The 18,011-nt window shown below is 37.5% G+C and carries 14 protein-coding genes and 3 pseudogenes; 6 read left to right on the forward strand and 11 right to left on the reverse strand.

The annotated features are described in order from the left end of the window. Positions 1 to 86 precede the first annotated feature (86 nt). The 4 genes and pseudogenes from HJP15_RS05545 to HJP15_RS05555 all read left to right on the forward strand — a co-directional run bounded on the left by HJP15_RS05545 (position 87) and on the right by HJP15_RS05555 (position 3,487). On the forward strand, positions 87 to 599 hold the full coding sequence (locus tag HJP15_RS05545; protein ID WP_054454935.1) for a hypothetical protein: 513 nt from the start codon (positions 87 to 89) through the stop codon (positions 597 to 599). A gap of 99 nt (positions 600 to 698) precedes the next feature. Then, a pseudogene (locus tag HJP15_RS22290) lies at positions 699 to 922 on the forward strand (hypothetical protein); the annotation flags it as partial. Between the two features lie 328 nt (positions 923 to 1,250). Continuing rightward, positions 1,251 to 1,523 (forward strand): annotated as a pseudogene (locus tag HJP15_RS22395) (transposase); the annotation flags it as partial. Between the two features lie 353 nt (positions 1,524 to 1,876). Next, complete coding sequence (locus HJP15_RS05555; protein ID WP_170173206.1) at positions 1,877 to 3,487, forward strand: reverse transcriptase domain-containing protein; 1,611 nt, start codon at positions 1,877 to 1,879, stop codon at positions 3,485 to 3,487. 94 nt (positions 3,488 to 3,581) lie between these two features. Here the strand turns inward: HJP15_RS05555 and HJP15_RS05560 are convergent, their stop codons facing one another. From HJP15_RS05560 to HJP15_RS05580, 6 genes and pseudogenes are all read right to left on the reverse strand, one after another. After that, the gene (locus HJP15_RS05560) at positions 3,582 to 3,920 is read right to left on the reverse strand and encodes a hypothetical protein (RefSeq protein WP_024609170.1); all 339 of its coding nucleotides are present in this window, start codon (positions 3,918 to 3,920) and stop codon (positions 3,582 to 3,584) included. A gap of 10 nt (positions 3,921 to 3,930) precedes the next feature. Next, a complete protein-coding gene (locus HJP15_RS05565; protein WP_170173207.1) occupies positions 3,931 to 4,221 on the reverse strand; it encodes a hypothetical protein in 291 nt (96 codons plus the stop codon). A 201-nt stretch (positions 4,222 to 4,422) separates the two neighbouring features. Beyond that, a pseudogene (locus HJP15_RS21860) lies at positions 4,423 to 5,043 on the reverse strand (tyrosine-type recombinase/integrase). A gap of 346 nt (positions 5,044 to 5,389) precedes the next feature. Next, positions 5,390 to 6,349, reverse strand: coding sequence for a reverse transcriptase family protein (locus tag HJP15_RS05570; protein ID WP_170173208.1), 960 nt, complete (start codon positions 6,347 to 6,349; stop codon positions 5,390 to 5,392). Continuing rightward, entirely contained in the window at positions 6,324 to 6,635 is a 312-nt protein-coding gene (locus HJP15_RS05575; RefSeq protein ID WP_170173209.1) for a helix-turn-helix domain-containing protein, read from the reverse strand. Before HJP15_RS05575 ends, HJP15_RS05570 begins: the two co-directional genes overlap by 26 nt. Positions 6,636 to 6,670: 35 nt before the next feature. Then, positions 6,671 to 6,829: a hypothetical protein gene (locus HJP15_RS05580; protein WP_170173210.1), complete on the reverse strand. Its 159-nt coding sequence runs from the start codon at positions 6,827 to 6,829 to the stop codon at positions 6,671 to 6,673. 744 nt (positions 6,830 to 7,573) lie between these two features. On the opposite strand from HJP15_RS05580, the gene HJP15_RS05585 reads away from it, so the two are divergent. Both HJP15_RS05585 and HJP15_RS05590 read left to right on the forward strand, forming a co-directional pair. Continuing rightward, positions 7,574 to 8,548 (forward strand): transposase, encoded by a 975-nt coding sequence (locus HJP15_RS05585; RefSeq protein WP_170173211.1) that lies wholly within the window; start codon positions 7,574 to 7,576, stop codon positions 8,546 to 8,548. Positions 8,549 to 8,955: 407 nt separating this feature from the next. After that, positions 8,956 to 9,387, forward strand: a complete 432-nt coding sequence (locus tag HJP15_RS05590; protein WP_170173212.1) for a GNAT family N-acetyltransferase — start codon at positions 8,956 to 8,958, stop codon at positions 9,385 to 9,387. A 354-nt stretch (positions 9,388 to 9,741) separates the two neighbouring features. Here HJP15_RS05590 and HJP15_RS05595 read toward each other — a convergent pair whose 3' ends face one another. The 5 genes from HJP15_RS05595 to HJP15_RS05615 form a co-directional block, all read right to left on the reverse strand. Then, on the reverse strand, positions 9,742 to 10,011 hold the full coding sequence (locus HJP15_RS05595; RefSeq protein ID WP_170173213.1) for a Txe/YoeB family addiction module toxin: 270 nt from the start codon (positions 10,009 to 10,011) through the stop codon (positions 9,742 to 9,744). Further along, the gene (locus HJP15_RS05600; protein ID WP_170173214.1) at positions 9,992 to 10,264 is read right to left on the reverse strand and encodes a type II toxin-antitoxin system Phd/YefM family antitoxin; all 273 of its coding nucleotides are present in this window, start codon (positions 10,262 to 10,264) and stop codon (positions 9,992 to 9,994) included. Before HJP15_RS05600 ends, HJP15_RS05595 begins: the two co-directional genes overlap by 20 nt. Positions 10,265 to 10,867: 603 nt before the next feature. After that, entirely contained in the window at positions 10,868 to 12,943 is a 2,076-nt protein-coding gene (locus HJP15_RS05605) for a basic secretory protein-like protein (RefSeq protein ID WP_054455363.1), read from the reverse strand. A 61-nt stretch (positions 12,944 to 13,004) separates the two neighbouring features. Next, the gene (locus tag HJP15_RS05610; RefSeq protein WP_064435952.1) at positions 13,005 to 15,836 is read right to left on the reverse strand and encodes a TonB-dependent receptor domain-containing protein; all 2,832 of its coding nucleotides are present in this window, start codon (positions 15,834 to 15,836) and stop codon (positions 13,005 to 13,007) included. Positions 15,837 to 16,204: 368 nt separating this feature from the next. After that, entirely contained in the window at positions 16,205 to 17,671 is a 1,467-nt protein-coding gene (locus HJP15_RS05615; RefSeq protein WP_249365795.1) for a basic secretory protein-like protein, read from the reverse strand. Between the last annotated feature and the right edge of the window lie 340 nt (positions 17,672 to 18,011).

The raw sequence follows: 18,011 nt of genomic DNA on the forward strand, positions 1-18,011 counted from the left end.
CCAAGCCGGACTCTTTTTCCTCAAGTTTTTTTATTTTATGCCGATATAGAACCAACTAACACTTTGGTTATTTTAAGGATGAAATAATGAAAATATTACCCGTAATCACCCCCCCTGAAGCGCAAGGTTACAAAAGCCGCTACGAAATGCACCTCGAAAAGAAAGAACAGCAAGACGAAGAAGAGCCAGCGTATATTTTATCTGAGTTTTTAGATGATAAAGCGCAAGAGTACAGCGATGACGATGTTAGCTTTGGTGAGCAATATAAAAATCTCGAAAAAATCTATGAAAATTTCGCCCAAAAAATTACTGTGCTCCAAGAACAAATTAATAAATTAAACCAAAACCCCATTCAGCGCCACTTACAACTTGAAAGCTCACAAGCCCAATTTACAGACGTACAGGTAAGCTCATTAGAGCAAAGCCTTACTGTTGAAGTAGAGCACATTGGCGCTAAAAAATATAAAAATAGCCAACAGCAAGCGCAAATAGACTTATTGGTAAAGCAGTTGGGCGAAATGCAAACTGAGCAAGCAGCAATAAAGCGACAAATGATAGAAATGATCGTCACTGAAATGAAAAAACGAGACAATGACTAGGGCGTAATTAGTATATGTCTACTATTGCAATGTCTATAAACCAAACGCGTATGATGAGTATGTGGAGATCCTATTAACCAGATTATTTTTCGAGGTCATGAATTAACATGGCGTTGTATACGAGAAGGCAAGCGCGGGTATATTGAGAGTACACATTTACCTTTACTAGAAAGAGTCAATATTTCACCAGAAAACTGAGCACGGAATTTACTCGCGTATTTCATGGCGCAGAGGGTAGGACGACCTCATAAAAGAGTTACTGTGAACACTTGAACAGAAAACGGCGTAGCAACGTCAGCAACAGCGAAAAGCTGCTGGCATAAAGTTAAAAGTCCCCAGTAAAAAGTTAGAACTGCAATTATGCGGTTATTTTTATGCGTGTAATTTAGGTTTAACAGTGATAGGCGCTCACTTAATGAACGATGTGCGGGTTATGATATACAAAGAGACAAGTTTTTAGCCCAAAATAGTAAACTTAGTAGCGCAGTTTTATTTGCTCAATTAAAGTGGCTGTCTAGTTTATTTATCCAATTTTAGCATAGCGCTTTAAATACATTTTTTCCGAAATCACAGTTAAAAAAGGTGACTTCATAGGGGGAATCTCCAAAAATAAATAACTGTGCATATAGAAGTGGTTTGTGTTTTATCCAATTACTGCATGTGCTCCCAAGTGGATTTATGCGAATACGACACTACGGTTTTTTAGCCAGTGTGTGTAGAGCCAAAAAGCGGGATATTATCAGCGCACAAACAGGTAAGTATGAGGCTGTAAATCAAGGAAAGTCAGAGACAACAGTGCCGGTTAGCGTTAATTGGCCGTGTCCATCATGTAAGCAAGGGCGGCTGATACTGAAAAGCCTCTGTATAAAGGATGCAAAAATAGACGGCCTAGCGACGGGAAGCATCATAATGAATAGTGGTTAATAGTCAGTCGAACCGTTAAAAATAACTCGTTAACTAAGTTGGTGTAACAGAGGATCAGCTTAGATGTGGTGCTGCCTAAAAGAAGCAAAAAAGATAACAGCAGGCAGAAACGCTATAAAAAAGCGTAGAAATGAAATTAATGAACAGTAACTAACCCGTCTAGTAGTAAAAGGGTGTCCAATAAAACTGCAATCAACGACTTCCCTAAAAAAGAGAATTCCTATAGCATTAAGCATACCAATAAAAATGTTGAGTGAGGAGTATGCTTCGTTCAACAAGGTATTTATACGATACAAACAACGTAACGTATAAATACTAAGACGTTAGCCGAATATATGCACTAAGGAGTTTATGTGCTAGAAAAGTTATTAAAAAAAGGATATTTCCCAGCTGAATTACCAGTCCCATTTACAACCGTAAGTTATGGTGATGCCTTATTAAATGTGACGAATCAAAATACCCCGCCATTTTCTTATGGTAATAGAGGACCTAAATATACCAGTATTTGTGCGAAATATAATTTAGCCCGAAGAGGTAAGTTAAGGCGACCTTTGGCTGTTCCAAACCCAATAAATTACTTTCACATATCTCAATTATTAGCTAACAACTGGGCTGATTTCGAATTGGTCTATGATCGTTCAAATCAATCTTTAAGCAAACCTGTTGTTGATAATTCTTCTAGGGCTTTAAAGTGGGATAAAGGGTTTGGAGTTCTACCTGATGAAAAGCTCAGAACTAGAACAGCTTCTAAGTACTTACTTAAAGCAGACATAGCTAATTTTTACTCTACTATTTATACCCATAGTATTCCGTGGGCAATCCATTCAAAAGCAGTAGCTAAGCAAAATCGTTATTTTCAAAATAACTTAGGAAATAAAATAGATTTGGTTGTCCGAAATGGACAGGATCAACAGACTAAAGGGATTCCAATTGGAAGCGATACATCATATGCCATTGCTGAATTAATAATGTCTGAAATTGATGAGAAGTTGATTAGCAAAATTGGTAATAATTACCATAGGTATATTGATGATTTTGAGTTTGGATGTAAAACACTACAAGAAGCAGAAGAAATTCTTTCTGTGCTACAAGAGGTTCTTTCATCATACGAGCTAGAGTTAAACTCGTCTAAAACCGAAATCACTAAACTCCCAGAAGAGATAGACCCACAATGGCTTCATGAGCTGCAAAAATATAAAATCAATATGTCCACAGATGCAGTTCAAAAAAGGTCATTATTGTCATTCTTTGATCTCACTATGAATTTTTTGGAAAAAGAGCCTAGTGAACCAGTTTTGAAGTATGCTGTAATTCGTACTTCATCACATATTGTTAGAGCGAATAATTACCCTTTATACCAACGGATATTATTGCAGTGGGCTACGGCAGAGCCTTCTACACTGCCTATCATCATAGATTTCATAGCGTTTTATAAATCAGCTGGTGTGAATGTTGACCTAGCCGAGGTTAAGAGAACCTTACAGTTTATTATTATTGAAAATTGTAGGCAGGGCCATACAAGTGAAGTTTGTTGGTCAATATTTGGAATGATTTTACTGTCACAAAGTTTTGATGATGAAGCATTATTAGAGCTGGAAAAAGTAGAAAATCCATTTATTGCACTGTTAACTTTAGATGCAAGAAATAGAGGCTTAATTGCAACAACCTATAACTTCCCTCTTTGGGAAAGTTTAATGAATAAAAATGAATTAAAAACTGAAAATTGGATTTTGGCATATGAAGCCCTTAGAAAGGGTTGGTTGCCTTCTGTAGATGGTAGCAATTATCTAATTGATGTTGAGGGGTTTTCAACGCTTGCTAATAATGATGTTGAGTTTTACTCAACAGATCTCATTGACCAACATGATCCTAAAACTAATTATCAGTACTTCAATAGGTTAAGTGCGGAAGAGCTTAGGTATTTCGTTCATAGAGATGTTCCACTAAGAAGGGTGCCGTTTTAAATTCGGCTAACAAGGCGTTTAAGGCGGATTCGTAACAGTTAGCTCGATTCCGCTACGCTGATCAACGCGGCGTTATGCCTCTAATTCAGTAACGTTAAGCTAGTCGCTTTACTCTTTTATAAAAAACTTTATTTCTACTTTGTACATTATCTAGAAAAGCAATATCCATTTTATTGAGCAAGTTCTTATTTATAAATCCGATAAATTCATTGTAAGCTTCATCTCTATCATCTTGTGATTTAAAATACCATGAAAACCCTAGCTCGTTTGTTAAAAATGTATTTGACCACCCCGTATTTCCTGCAAAACCTTTAGGGTGGTAATCCATATTTATATCCCTAATTGTACTTGCTATACGTTTCTTCTTACTCGGTTGAATAATCTTTTTTAGTCTTATTTTTAAACCAAATGAGCTAACTTTACTTTTTTTCATGGTATATGCCTTAACTATCAATTAGTGTTGATAACCTTTGACCGCTTAATTTTCTGAATTTTTGGGCTGAATCTAGTTGAATAAAGCTATAACTAGTGCTGGAAACTTGAAACATGCACCACGACTTATTAAGTAACTCAGATGACAGTGATGATAAAAATACTTTATCAACAATTTCTTTTTCTGACATTTCACCAATACCTTTTAATGAAAGTTGAAATCGTGTAATTGCAGATTCCTCACTACGTTTTTGGATCGCAAAAGCTAACCTTTCTGCTGTCTGTTCCGCTGTGTATGGCAAAGTTGAATCTCCACTTGAAGTATGGGCGTCATATTAGCGCCCCTTACACTTACTGTCAACGGTATAATTACACCCACATGTGTACCTTAATACACTCTTAGGTGTATTAAATTCTCCGAGGTATAACAAAAATCTAAGGTTACGACCGTCCGTTCATGGCACGTGCCAGACTCTAACTTTGAGTCTGGCTTAGGTTCAAATTTAAGCATCTATCTGTTCTGATACTTCTAACGCATCATCAACTTCTATTCCCAAGTACCTGACAGTGCTTTCTAATTTCTATGGCCAAGTAGAAGCTGACAGGCTCTTAAATTTTTAGGTTTTTGTAAATTAGTGATGGTTTGGTACGTCTCATAGAATGAGTACCATATTGAGTCTTATCTAACCCAATTGAGGTGACCCAAGAGTCAACTATACGTCCATATTGACGGGTTGAAAGGTGTTCAGAGGAATGAATTCGTGATTTAAACAAGTAATCATAAGAATTGAGAGAAAATTGATCTATGAGCGGCACAATTGATTTTCTTGTATTTCCAGTAATTTTAAATTGAACAGGCATACCAGTCTTTTTTTGAAAGACTATTGCACGTGATTGGATTGTTTTACCATGTGCGATGTCATTAACTTTTGTGAAACTAAATCACACCCTCTTAGTTTGCTATCTATGGCTAGGTTAAATAGTGCTAGATCTCTTATTTTATGAAAAAGTTCCAGTCGTATTCGGATAGCCCATATTTGCTGTAATTTTAGAGGTAACTTTTGTCCTACAAGCTTATTTTTATTCCAAGGCTCTTTAGGCTGATATATAGTTAACTGGTGCATTAGTTGTACTCCGGTGTTTATGGAGTTTTAAGCTTAGCTCGCTACAAAGAATTCGGGTATGAGTGAAAAACGGACATTGATACATTATGATTTATGAAGTCATGTAGAAAAGTGCAAAGACTATGCTTTACGGGAGTAGAATCAAGTGATCCAAAGCGCACAGCCCCTGAGAGTTTTTAATGTGGTAATATAGTCTGATCTTATATTAAAGTATAAGCATTTTAGTAAAATCAAAGGGTTAACGATCTTAATCGAACATAATGTCGGCTCCGACCACTGGTACCACCCACCGTTGTGAACAAAATTAGCCAATCTTAGGATTGGCTTTTCTATGCCTGAAACTCACTCAAAGTAAGGAGGTAGGTTTATAATTTATTAAACTTTTAGCTTTGTCTTTTAACTTTGGGTCTATCCCTGATAGAGCATTTAACCGACCAAGCAGCTTAGGCATTACATAATTTGCAATTACAGGTTCATCCCGACAGCCTTTCCAGCTTTCAAAAGATTGGTAAATTAACATATGCTGTTTATTTGTAATAAGGGTTTTATCTTCTTTAAGAGCAACACCCGTTATAATTTTTAAATCATTCTTTTTAAATAATTTAGTTTTTAAAGGGTGGGGAACTTGACCGCTTGAAATGATTATTTTTTTAATTAATGATAAGAAACGCCTGTTAACTTGTTCTCCTGAAAAAGTTAAATCGTCTACATAGACAGTCATATCTACATTAAGAGAGGACGATAAGTTCTCTAACCTCTCAAACATATCAATATTAGCCCAAAACGCCAGAGGCATACTCAATTGACTACCCGTGGGAATATGACCGTTAAAAGTACATATACAGGATAGGATATGAGAAACGTCAGGCGAACAAAGTAATTTTCGATTAAAAAAATTAAATACCATTTTTTTAGTTGTTGATTGAAAAAATGATTTTATATCAGTCGTTAGAACTTTTTTAGAGCCTAAATGCTGAGTCGCATTTGTTATGTGTGAGTGTTTTTTTCTGCCTGAATGCAAATATGCAGGCAATTCGATTCTTGTTAATAAATTTGCAATTCTATTGTGAATTTCATTTTGTTTGTCTTTGGGGTGTTGAATAGTGCGAGATTTACCATTGTTACCCATTTGCTCAAAAACAACATAATTACCAATGTCTTTTTTAGCTATTGATAACTCAGACGAAGCTAAACCTAATAATTCAATTAACTTTTTTTTTGTTTTTAGCTTAAAAAACGGTGATTGATTTATTGAATGTTTTTTACTATTGGAGTTTATTTTAAGCTTTGATCTGCTGTTTCTCATTTTTTGCTATAAACCATTCCATTACATTAACTATTTTTAAAGCTACAACTTTTTTAAATTTACTTGAAGAAAGTTGTTCCTTGCCTATGTTTTCAGAAAAAAAGATCAAAGAAGAAACAGGAATATCAAAAACCTTTGAATATTTGTTTAATAATTCAAGACTTGCAGGTTTTTTTCCTGTTTCAATTTCAGACAGATATGACTTAGATATATCTAGCTGTTCAGCTAATTCATTTTGTTTTAGCTCGTGAAATTGTCTAACTACCTTTAATGCTCTATGTATCATAATATTTCTCTTTTTTTGAAAAAAAAAGGGGAACACTAACTGTCGGAGTCACCTTCAAAGAATCGCCAAACTCGATAAATAAATTTGCCAATTGCTACTGACCACGTAAAAAGTTTCCAAGCTACGGGTTTAGTCTTTTTAGGTTTTTCTTCTTGCTGTGTCTGTTGAACACGAATATCATTTTTTTTGTGCATTTTCTGCTCCTTAAATTACTTTATCCGAAATTGAATAAAGCTTCGCCCTAATTTAAGGAAGTGAGAATGTCCAACAGTTAACCCCTGATTTTCACAACGTGGTTCTTCGCCCCACGTTGTCCTTCCTACGCTTAATTTCACGATACTTACCATTGATACCATAAGGTTCCAAGGGGGAGCAGGAAGTGCGCAGGAAGAGGTCAGAAAGATATTATCTTTCCACGAGTATAAATAAATACTCAATATACACTTGGCGAGTTCTTCTCTATGTATTCGCAAGATAACCTTACAATAGCAATTTATAAATAGCAAGAATAAAGTTCGCTAATAGCGAACTTATTTGTAAGTTGGTTTTAACTTTGAACGGTTATTTTTGTTTTATTTAATTACCATTTCTTTTTCAGCTTTGTCTTTTTGAATTTTGAAATAATTTAATATTCTTTGTCGTCTGTCTTGAGTACCTAAGGGAGCAAATATTGACTTCAGACATTATAACTCTTGACCGACTTCGATTCACACTGAGCTGAACTTCGGCAAAGAGCGATAACCGGACGCTGAAAAAGTTAAATTTATGCCTGTGTTTTGAGTAACGAACAACGATGACACCCATCCTAAAGTTTGTATTTTTTATATTTTGCACTAACTTTGAGTTAGAACGAACAACGATGACACCCATCCTAAAGTTTGTATTTTTTATATTTTGCACTAACTTTGAGTTAGTGCAAAATATAATCTGGGTGTCACATGGCAATTGCAAGAAGGCGTCAAGTAAGTTTGGTTGATACAAAGTATTATCACTGTATTTCACGTTGCGTTCGTCGTGCTTTCTTGTGCGGGGAAGACCGTTTTACAGGGAAGTCTTTTGAGCATCGCAGAGGCTGGGTTGAAGATAAGCTACTCACATTGGCGAAGGCATTTTGCATTGATGTGTGTGCCTATGCAGTCATGAGTAACCACACTCATTTAGTCCTGTATGTAGATGATAAAAAAGCGAATCGACTAAATGATAAAGCGATTGTTATTCGTTGGCATAAACTCTGTAAGGGCACTTTGCTTACTCAAAAATACATGCAAGGTGAAAAGCTAAGTAAAGCTGAACTTATCTTTTTTAGTCAAACAGTAAACCAATACCGTGAACGGCTAGCAAGTATCAGTTGGTTTATGCGATTATTAAATGAAGACATTGCGCGTAAAGCCAATAAGGAAGATAACTGCACAGGCCGATTTTGGGAAGGCCGCTTTAAATCCCAAGCATTATTAGATGAAGCCGCACTCGCCGCCTGTATGGCCTATGTAGATTTAAACCCAATCAGAGCAAAAATGGCGCAAACACCGGAAATATCTGACTACACCAGTGTACAAAAACGCATTGAAAACGCAACAGAGGGCAAGCAACCAAAAAAATTATTGCGTTTTGCCGGTATGCCACGTCAAATTATGCCAAAAGGGCTACCGTTTGAACTTAAATCTTACCTTGAATTGGTTGAATTAACAGGGCGTTGTATACGAGAAGGCAAACGCGGGTATATTGAAAGCACACATTTACCTTTACTAGAAAGAGTCAATATCTCCCCAGAAAACTGGTTAAAATTGACCACGCAATTTACGCGCGTATTTCATGGCGCAGTAGGTAGGACGACCTCACAAGAGAGTTACAGTGAACACTTGAGCAGAAAACGGCGTAGCAACGTCAGTAACAGCGAAAAGCTACTGGCATAAAGTTAAAAGTCCTCAGTAAAAAGTTAAAACTGCAATTATGCAGTTATTTTCATGCGCGTAATTTAGGTTTCACAGTATAGGCGCTCGCTTAATGAACGATGTGCAAGTGATGATATAAAAAGAGATAAGTTTTTAGCCTAAAAGAGTAAACTTAGTAGCACAGTTTTATTTACTCAATTAAAGTGGCTGTCTAGTTTATTTCCTTACCACCTCAAATAAGCCACTTAAACACCTGTCATACCTTCCAAAATACCCATTAAAGCAACAGCAAATCCTTTTTTATATTTTTACGTGAAAGTCAGTTGTCGATTGAATCAAAATAGGAACTCGGCTATGGTTAATACATCAATAAAAATAAATTAAAAACGAGTTACTCTGCAGGCTCGTTAGGTTCCAAAGGAGTCACGATGAGCATCACCTTTATTGAAGATTTAGACGAATTAGATTTTTACCGTGTTTGCGAAATCTATGATAATTGCGGATGGGGTAAGAAAACTATTGATGATGCTAGGATTATTAGAACTGAGACGGTGTTTAAGCAATCATTTTATTTTTCAGTAGCTTGTGATGTTGGTGGCAACTATCTAGGGTTTGTTCGAGCTCTGTCTGATAATATTGCTACATCATGGATTGCTGAGTTGGTCGTGATTGAGTCAGCTCAAAGAACAGGGGTAGGTAGCCAAATTTTTGCTAAAGCAAAGGAAAATCTGGGACATACAGACATATATTTGGAAACTTTTTCGGGAAAGGAGAAGTTCTTTGAGCTTCAAGGTTTGAAGAGCCGTCCAAAAATGGTGGTGTGCTCTCGAGGCAAGTCCTCTTCACGTAGTCCAGCATAATTAGCGGCTCAGGAGAACAACAGTGACACCCATCCTAAAGTTATGAGTTAACCTGCTTAATCATTCAGGCTAGTAGCGGCTGTGTGTGAAAAAATATCAATGCTTAACTGTTAAATATTAGGTTTAATAGGAACATTATAAATACTGAGCAACGCAGGGATGGCTTAGATACACAGGCATGCCGATGAAATTGGCTTGATATAGCTTAGGTCATAAAAAGCCTTTCTATATATGTAAAGTCCATAGTATAAACAACACCAACTCTGACACACCGAGCAGGTAGCGCCTCAGTCCAACAAGCGATTATGCAACACAAACTGCGTACCCAAATAAATACTAAAATGTTATATTTTTCTAATGATCGGCGTAATGTCCACCAATAGCGAATATATAAACATACTCTTCATCGAACTTGTAAATGAGTCTGTCTTTTTGAGAAATTCGTTTTGACCATAAACCAGATAGATTATGTTTAAGTGGTTCGGGTTTTCCTAATCCACTACTTGGATCTGAGCGAAGCATTTCTTTTAATATTTTACATAGCGGTTTATGTAATTTTTTATCTTTTTCTCTTAACTGCTCATAAGTGAGCCACGTTTTACCTTCAAAGATTAATGATCTCATCTAATTGCTCTTGCGTTGGTTTGTGGCCTTTATTACTCTTATGCGTATTCATTGACTCAGCTATTTGCTGCATCAAGCTATTACTTTGTAATACGTGCAATGTTTCTTGCTCTCTTTCCCAATCATCTGCACTCATTACAATAAAAGCATCACCAGCACGTCTGGTCACTTTAATAGGTTCATGCTCGCTAATGGTTTGTTCAACGTATGCTTTTAAGTTGTCTCTAAACTGATTTACACTTATGCTGTCCATAGTAAAATCCAATTAATGTACGGTAATGTCGTACATTGTAGTTTGAAAAATATAACAAGTCACTCAAAAGAACAAATAACAAGTTGGTTTTTGCTCCTTCGTCGCTTATTTTAACCAACAGTTATTAGCCTCTTAGGAGGCGTTACACGAGGGACCGAGTGTTGGCTAATATCAAAGTTGCTTTGGTAAACTCTTTTACAATAAATGGAAAAGGCGCAAACCCTGCAGGTGTTGTCTTGAATGCAGACCAACTTGCATATTCTCATTAAGCTTTGATCACGAAAATCACTCGATTAAAGCCAATGGGATCAAATTTTGACTTCAGATATTATAATTCCTGACCGTCTGCTCATGGCACTCTCCAGCCACTCGACAACATAAGATGTTGATAATAATTGGTAAGGTATTTTACTGTGACGGATGGCGTTGGTCAGGTGCTACTGAGAGCGATCTTTCTTTTACAAATTATTATTAATAATCATTTGTATCAACTTGGTCTTATTTTTACTTTCCTTTTTATTGAGGTGGTTACTTTAGCTTTAAAATAAAAAAGCCTTAACATTGACGTTAAGGCTTTTTGTTTACCCGGGGTTTCACAAAAATTTATTCTTTAGTTAGTAATGCAATTTCGCCAAGTTGAACTAGGCGGCCTTCATCGCCTCCAACACCATCGCCTGTTTGCTCATTTAAAAAGCTGAACCGGTAATATGCATAAGCAGTTGTATTACTCTGTACTTCAAATTGATAGGTAACTAAGCGTGCAGGATTATCGGGGAACATGGCGGTATCAATAAGTTGCCAGTTGGCACCATCGGTTGAGCCAAATACTTGCCAGCTAGTTGGATCGCGTTGTGGGTTATCGTTACCCGTTGCAATACTGTAGCGGTTAAGTAGCTGAGTTTGTTCAAAACTAAAATCAACATCAACACTGGAGACGACTTGTATTGGCAGTAGTGTAGGGGCGTGCTCTGCTACCCACCACGGCGCTTCAATGATCGCGTTATATTTATTTTTAACGTTATTATCCGTTGTTTTATCAACCCCTTCTCCCCAAATACCTACATCAGTGGCGTAGCCCGTTACTGTCATGCCGGCATCTTGTGCAAAGTTACGGTAACCTTCTACCGGTGTTGGGTAAGAGGGAGTTAACCCTAAGTCATTTTTTAAATACTGCTGATACTGCGCGAAAACAACATCTATACCGCGTTGCGCTGAAAAAATTGATTTAAATGCAGCGTCAAAACTCCATTCTTCAATTTCATTGGCTGAGGCATTAAATAAACGTATAAAATCAGTATTTTGATTTGTATTCGCCACCCATTCTAAAAAGAACGATGTTTGATTGTAGGCATCTTCATTCCAGCTATCGATCCAGCTAATTTGTGGGCGTTGATGTTCTAAAAAGCCTGCTTTAATACGCACATAATTAGCTAAGCCTTCCAGGTAGCTGTGAAGCTCTGCACCGGGTTTATATTCGCCGTTTGCTGGCGTGTTATTGTAGCCATGGGTTAATTCGTGCCACAGTATACCCATGATCTCTTGACGTAATGCTTCATCGCCTTTACTTTCTAGGTTAGCTAAGTGGTTTAGATCAAAATATAAAATCATATTTTTATCTGTGCCGCTTTTTGCTGCGGGAAAGTCATATTCACCTGTTTCAAAATTCAGTGTTTCGAATACATTGATTTCAGTTACGTTAGTATAAAGAATTTGCGCAACGCCTAATGAAATTTGATGGATAATGTCTGTTAAGTCAGGCATTACACGCTCTAATGCGAGTTGCCCAGGGTGATCTGCTAAGTTTTTAGTATAACTAACCGCAGGTTTTGGAAAGCCAGCCCATGGTGTAGCAGGGTCCCAAACACGAATCGCATTTTTATCTACTAACGTCGTGCTGCCTTTATCATTACTTGCCGTGAGTGTAACTGTTTTAGGCCCTAACGAACTAAATTTGACTAGAGGGCTTAGCGCTGTACTTGTTGCTGGTGTTCCATCTTCAAATTGCCATTCCCAGCTTGTAGCGCCAGCTAAAGAGGTGTCTTTAAAAATGATAAATTGGTCAACTTCTGGCGTTTTATCATTGACGTTATAGCTAACTATCGGGGCTTTTGCTTTTACTTGAAGCTCAATTTCAGCAAGTTGCAAAATATCGTTCCCATAGCTATCAGTGCCACCGTGAACGAGTTCAAATTTATAATATTGATAAGCACTTAATTCGCCTTCAATCTCATAACTATTTAATTGCCCACGTTTAGCAAATACTTGGTTAGCTTGGCTATCAATTTCAAGCCATTCGTTAGCATCGTTTGAGGCTTTGAGTACCCAGTTTTTTGGATCTCTGTTGGGTTCGTCATCTGCTGAAATGAAGTTATACGATACGAGCTCATAAGCCTGGCTGGCTTTAAATATGACGGTCGCATTTTTTGAAAACGTTAAAAATTTAGTGCCTTTATTACCATCAAATAAATTGCTAACTGTTTCAGCTGGTGGCGAGTCTGCATCAATCGCTGAGATTTCACGGCCTGCATCAGTGCTCATGTTTCTAACCGCGGTTTCTGTTACAACCGCAGGGGTATCTGTTTTTGGTTTTGCTGTTGAAACAAACCCAGAGCCGTCATTGCACCCGACTAGCAGACTTGTTACACACAAAGCGATTGTTGATAAATGTAATTTTTTCATGATATTACCTGATTTTTAATTATTATTAGGTGCTTAATTAATATTAAGCACCTGTGGTATTTTAAAAGGCGTAAGTTAAGCGCAGCGAGAATTGGCGCCCAAGTGTGTCGTATGCGCCCATGCGATAAAATGGGTAGCCTGTAAACGTTTCATCTTGTGGAGGCATCGCATTAAATAGGTTATTAATAGTGAAAATAACGCGTGCATCTTCATTTAGCTGTTGACCTAAAGTTAGGTTGTAGCGGGTCCATGCGGGCAATTTTACACGATCACCATAATTGGCGTTATTCCACAGGGCGCCTTTGTAATTCGCTAATACAGAAATAGCAGTATTATCGTGCTCCCAGGTAACGCTCGCATTCGCTAAGGTGCGAAAATCCATGTTGTTTTGGTCATCAAGTAAATCAAGTAACTCATCGCCAGCACGCAAACGCTCTTTCTTTTTCAGTGTGCGAGTTAAGTTAAACTGATACTTGAACGAGCCAAGGTCAGTTTCAGCTAGGCCTTTAACGCCAATATCAACACCAGCATCTTGACGTTCAGATGCATTAATATAGCCTTCAGTAATTGTATGCGGTGTGTAAGGGTCGCCAGATATTGGGTTACCTAGTCGGTCAGTGCCATTGCCTGCGCCGTCGTAGCGTTGAATGCGCGAAGCCATGTTTTTACAGCGCTCAGAGTTACTATCAAATACGCCTGTTTGGCAGTCATAGTCAATCGACATAATGTAGCCTGCACTAAGGACTTGAATTTTGTCTTTGATTGTAATGTCGTAGTAGTCGATATTAAACGAAAGGTATTCGTTAAACTCATAGACGATACCCGCAGTAAAGGTGCTTCCGGTTTCTTCTTTTAAGCTTTTATCACCAGTTGATACACTTTCAAAGTTTACTTGTAAGCTGGGTTGATCAGGGTTGCTTTGAAGGTCTGCGTTTGCGCAACTAGTTGCCAGAGCACTGGCGTCATATTCTAGTGCTTCGTCTGAGTTGGCTAATTGTTTACATGCATCTGCAAGGATGCGGTCGTTGCCTGCGCCAAAGTTACCACTAAAGCCTTTATAAACAGCCGCTAAATCAGGCCCACGGAATGTTGTGCCCATTGCTGTTCTAAAAACGACTTCTTCAACAGGACGGTAGCTTAAACCTAATTGTGTGGAAAATGCGCCGCCTACGTTAGAGTCATCATCATAATAGTCATAACGTACAGCGGATTCGATATCAAGCGTATCAGTCACAGGAACTAATACTTCAATTGCCGCGGCATAACGATCCCGCTCGCCTTTTGTTGTTACCCCTGTCAGTCCTTCAAACTCTTTATTTAGAACTCGTTCATCAGGGATTGCTTCTGTCCCTTCATTCATAAATTCTATATAGGCTGAAAACGCTACTGGCCCAGCTGGAAGTTCAAATAAATCACCAGTAATATCTGCGGTAAATGTATTATTAAATGAGTTACCTTGATATGTGGCCCAATCGGCAATTTGCAGTGCTGAATCAGGGGTTAGCTCACCAAACCACAACCCGTAATTTGGGCGGTGTATTGGTAGGTTATTAACTTCGCCGAGTTTCGCACCAAGAACAGATGACAGACCTGTTTTGGTGTTATGCAAATAGCGGTCAGAAAAGTCATACTCTGAGCGTGAAAAGCCTAGTGAGTAATCTAAGTCAGCAACTTGGCCCATAACACCAAAGTTAAATGAATAAGAAGTGTCTTTAAATGTACGACCATAACCATCATTGGTGTACTCATTGTCGAGCACTTTACGCCACATGTATTTTACACTAGCGCCTTGACTGCCGTCTTTGTTTGCTAGATCAGGATCCCAAAACTCAGTATCGTTAAAGAATAATGTGCCACGGCTACCTTTCTTTTCTTGGCTGATATAAAAGCCATTTGCAAATAAGGTAAGGTCATTACTTAATTCATATTCTGAATTTAAGTAACCACTAAATGTTTGATTTTTATTTATTAAATGGTTGTCGCCTGTTTCATCCCAGCCACAGCTCATGCCATAATTATTACGCTGAATAAAGTGTTGCACAGCCTTTGGGTGAGGGTTAGTTTCGGTGTTGCAATATTGTGTACTGTAGTTATTGATTGTTGGTGTATCAAGCGAGTAAACAGTAATAGATCGGTTTAATTCGCGGTTTCCATTTGGCGCAGGGTTATCCCACAGACTGTCGTGATAAGGACGATCACTTGAAAAAAGCCCCGCGTTATCTTTGTATTCTAATGCGTAATCAAGAGTCCATGCATCTTTGCTATAGCCACCTACAAAACTAACGCTTTTACGGCGATTTGAGCCATACGTATCTACACCACCGTCAATATCGATATATTGACCTTCAATTCCTTTTTTGGTGATGATATTAACAACGCCACCCATTGCTTCTGAGCCGTAAATAGCTGACGCGCCGCCCGTTTGAATATCAATACGATCAACCATTGCAGTTGGTATCATATCTAGGTTAACAAAGTTTGTTTGGCCGCCAAAAGGCATAGGGTAATATGCTAGACGCTTACCGTTAACGAGGATCAAAGTGTACTCAGGGCCTAAACCTCGTAGGTTGAGCTCTTTTGCACCAGGTGTATAAGAGCCTGTGTTAACTTCACCTAAAACAGCGCCCGTTGCTGCTGTATTATTTGCCAGCGCATCATAAACAGATGAAAATCCATTTTTGATCATATCATCAGAGGTGATAGAAAATACGTTCACAACCCCTTCAAGTTCGGTACGTTTAATACGCGAACCAGTTGTTACTATACGTTCAATTTCAGTCTCTGCGACGTTATTTTCAGTATTTTGTTCAGCCGCAATAACCGGAATTGACAAGGCGCATGACAGCGCTATGCAGATTTTAGAAAAAAAATATCTTTTTGGTAACTTATTCATATCCCCACCCATTTTATTATTTATATAGTTTAGAACGTTCCAATTTAAAGCTAAAAAAAACTAAATTTGCATAGCTACAGGCTAATAAATATTTATATTTTATTCGTATATCAATTTTATTTATTAAAAACAAACCTAGAAATAGGAACGATCCAATAATCAGCTAGAAAATAAACAATGTCAAACAAAAATTACATTTAGCTCACAAAGTTTTCTATTTTAAGGTCGATTTAAAATGTAAGGACAGGTAACTTTGAGGCAGTAATTTAGAGGGGGTTGGAGGGCTACTTGGCGAACAAAGAGGGTGGGGATATGCATATTTATTAGTAAAAAGCATATAATTGGCTATATGCTTTTTATTATTTAGTTTATTGAGCAGTGATTAGGCTCTGCTGGTATTGTTCCCAAAGTGAAGAAAGAGGCTCGTCAGTGAGTGATTCTATGGCAGTTTGAAACGACCACGGTTCAATATTTTTTGCAGTTTGATTAAATCGGTATGCAAAATCATCCACTTTGTTGTCAGATAACCACTTTAAGAAAAACCCTGTATTAGTGTAACCACCAAGCCATGTTTGTGAGGTTTTAGGTGAGCGTGTTTTATGATAGCCAGCTTCAATTCTGATCAAGTCGGCCATGCCTTCAATAAAGGCGTGAGTGTCGTCAGATGCATAACTGGTGTTTGCAGGAAACAGCTGGTAACCATGGGTAAGCTCATGCCAAAGCACACCAAGTAGCTCATATTTGACGACTTCATCCGGTTGATCTTTGAGTTCTTCGGTAATATATTTTGAGCTAAAGGCAATAACCATATTGGTTTCATCACCACTGCGATACGCCAATGTATCCATCCACTCTAATTTAAATTCTACTTGGCGAAACTCTGGTACTTCTGCAAAATTTTTATATAATTCTTTAACTAATTGATGTGTAACATCATCAATTGTTTGGGATAAATCAGGAAATAGTGCAATTAGACGATGATAACCCGGTGATTTTTTATCAATAAAATTCAACTTTACAGTTGGAGTTTTAAACCCTTGCCATGGTTTACTTTTATCGAGTACTTTAATTGCATTATATTTGGTTAAGGTGTCTGAACCATAATTATTAATCGCTTTTAAAGATAAATTATAACTGCCAGGTTCAGCAAAACTCACTGTTGGGGATGGTGTATTTTTAGCGAGTATGGTTTTATTAGCGCGCCATACATAACTGGTTGGTTTGTTGAGCGTATTGCTTTGTAGTTGTACATTTTCATTTGGTTTTACAATCTGTTTTGATACCAAAAAGTCAACAACAGGTAACTTGGTAGGGGCTAAAAGCTGTAAGTCCGCCAACTGAAGATAATTGTCTCCCCATTGTGTTTTACCGCGTTGGGTCATTTCAAGGCGGTAAAACTGATAGCTACTTTCATTATCAAGCTCAAATTCTGCGGTAAAACCCCTCTGTGCAAATTTAAAATCACTGATTGTTTGCAGTGTTTGCCAGTCAGTCTGATTATTTGAGCCACGTAGCGTCCAATTGCTTGGGTCGCGCATTGGTGCATCTTGCGCTGAGGTTAATCGGTATTTTTTTACTGAGATAGGTTCGCCATAATCAAACTGAACCCAAGTGCTACTTTGTTTTGATAGGTATTTACTACTTTTTGAATCATCAAATAATTGGGTTAACCCTTCACCGGCTATTTCATCAGGGTATTGACTAGACACTTTACTTGTCGTTGAAAGGGGATCAGTGATATCAATCAGTACAAGGTCATTATTATTTATTGTAGGTGTGAAGCTACAGCCAGTTAGTAAAAAAACAGGCAGTATAGAAAGTCGTTTTTTCATCATTATTTTAAATTTAGTGTGGTTTTTGTAGTAATTTATTGCAACGTTCCAAAAATAGCAAGGTTAATTGACCTCAGAATATTCCTTTTACAATTAAACTTTACTGAAAGTATTAGGGCGTGTTGACCTTTATAGATGAAGATAAAAGATGATAACAAAGATGGGATAACAAATAACAAAGATAACACCCATCCTAATGTTTGGTAGCACAGCTTTATTTACTCAATTAAAGTGGCTGTCCAGTTTATTGACCTCTTATAGGACTAAATATATATGGTTTTTAAGAATAACTTTGGCTACTTTGGGATTCATAGCATGACATTATTAATTATGGATATGTTTC

The sequence above is a fragment of the Pseudoalteromonas sp. NEC-BIFX-2020_002 genome (genome assembly GCF_013002825.1).
GTDB lineage: Bacteria > Pseudomonadota > Gammaproteobacteria > Enterobacterales > Alteromonadaceae > Pseudoalteromonas > Pseudoalteromonas neustonica.

Coding starts and splice junctions, on each gene's coding strand:
- HJP15_RS05545 (WP_054454935.1), top strand. CDS start 87: ATGAAAATATTACCCGTAATCACCCCCCCTGAAGCGCAAGGTTACAAA.
- HJP15_RS05580 (WP_170173210.1), bottom strand. CDS start 6,829: ATGCACAAAAAAAATGATATTCGTGTTCAACAGACACAGCAAGAAGAA.
- HJP15_RS05575 (WP_170173209.1), bottom strand. CDS start 6,635: ATGATACATAGAGCATTAAAGGTAGTTAGACAATTTCACGAGCTAAAA.
- HJP15_RS05600 (WP_170173214.1), bottom strand. CDS start 10,264: ATGGACAGCATAAGTGTAAATCAGTTTAGAGACAACTTAAAAGCATAC.
- HJP15_RS05590 (WP_170173212.1), top strand. CDS start 8,956: ATGAGCATCACCTTTATTGAAGATTTAGACGAATTAGATTTTTACCGT.
- HJP15_RS05615 (WP_249365795.1), bottom strand. CDS start 17,671: ATGATGAAAAAACGACTTTCTATACTGCCTGTTTTTTTACTAACTGGC.
- HJP15_RS05610 (WP_064435952.1), bottom strand. CDS start 15,836: ATGAATAAGTTACCAAAAAGATATTTTTTTTCTAAAATCTGCATAGCG.
- HJP15_RS05560 (WP_024609170.1), bottom strand. CDS start 3,920: ATGAAAAAAAGTAAAGTTAGCTCATTTGGTTTAAAAATAAGACTAAAA.
- HJP15_RS05595 (WP_170173213.1), bottom strand. CDS start 10,011: ATGAGATCATTAATCTTTGAAGGTAAAACGTGGCTCACTTATGAGCAG.
- HJP15_RS05605 (WP_054455363.1), bottom strand. CDS start 12,943: ATGAAAAAATTACATTTATCAACAATCGCTTTGTGTGTAACAAGTCTG.
- HJP15_RS05570 (WP_170173208.1), bottom strand. CDS start 6,349: ATGAGAAACAGCAGATCAAAGCTTAAAATAAACTCCAATAGTAAAAAA.
- HJP15_RS05585 (WP_170173211.1), top strand. CDS start 7,574: ATGGCAATTGCAAGAAGGCGTCAAGTAAGTTTGGTTGATACAAAGTAT.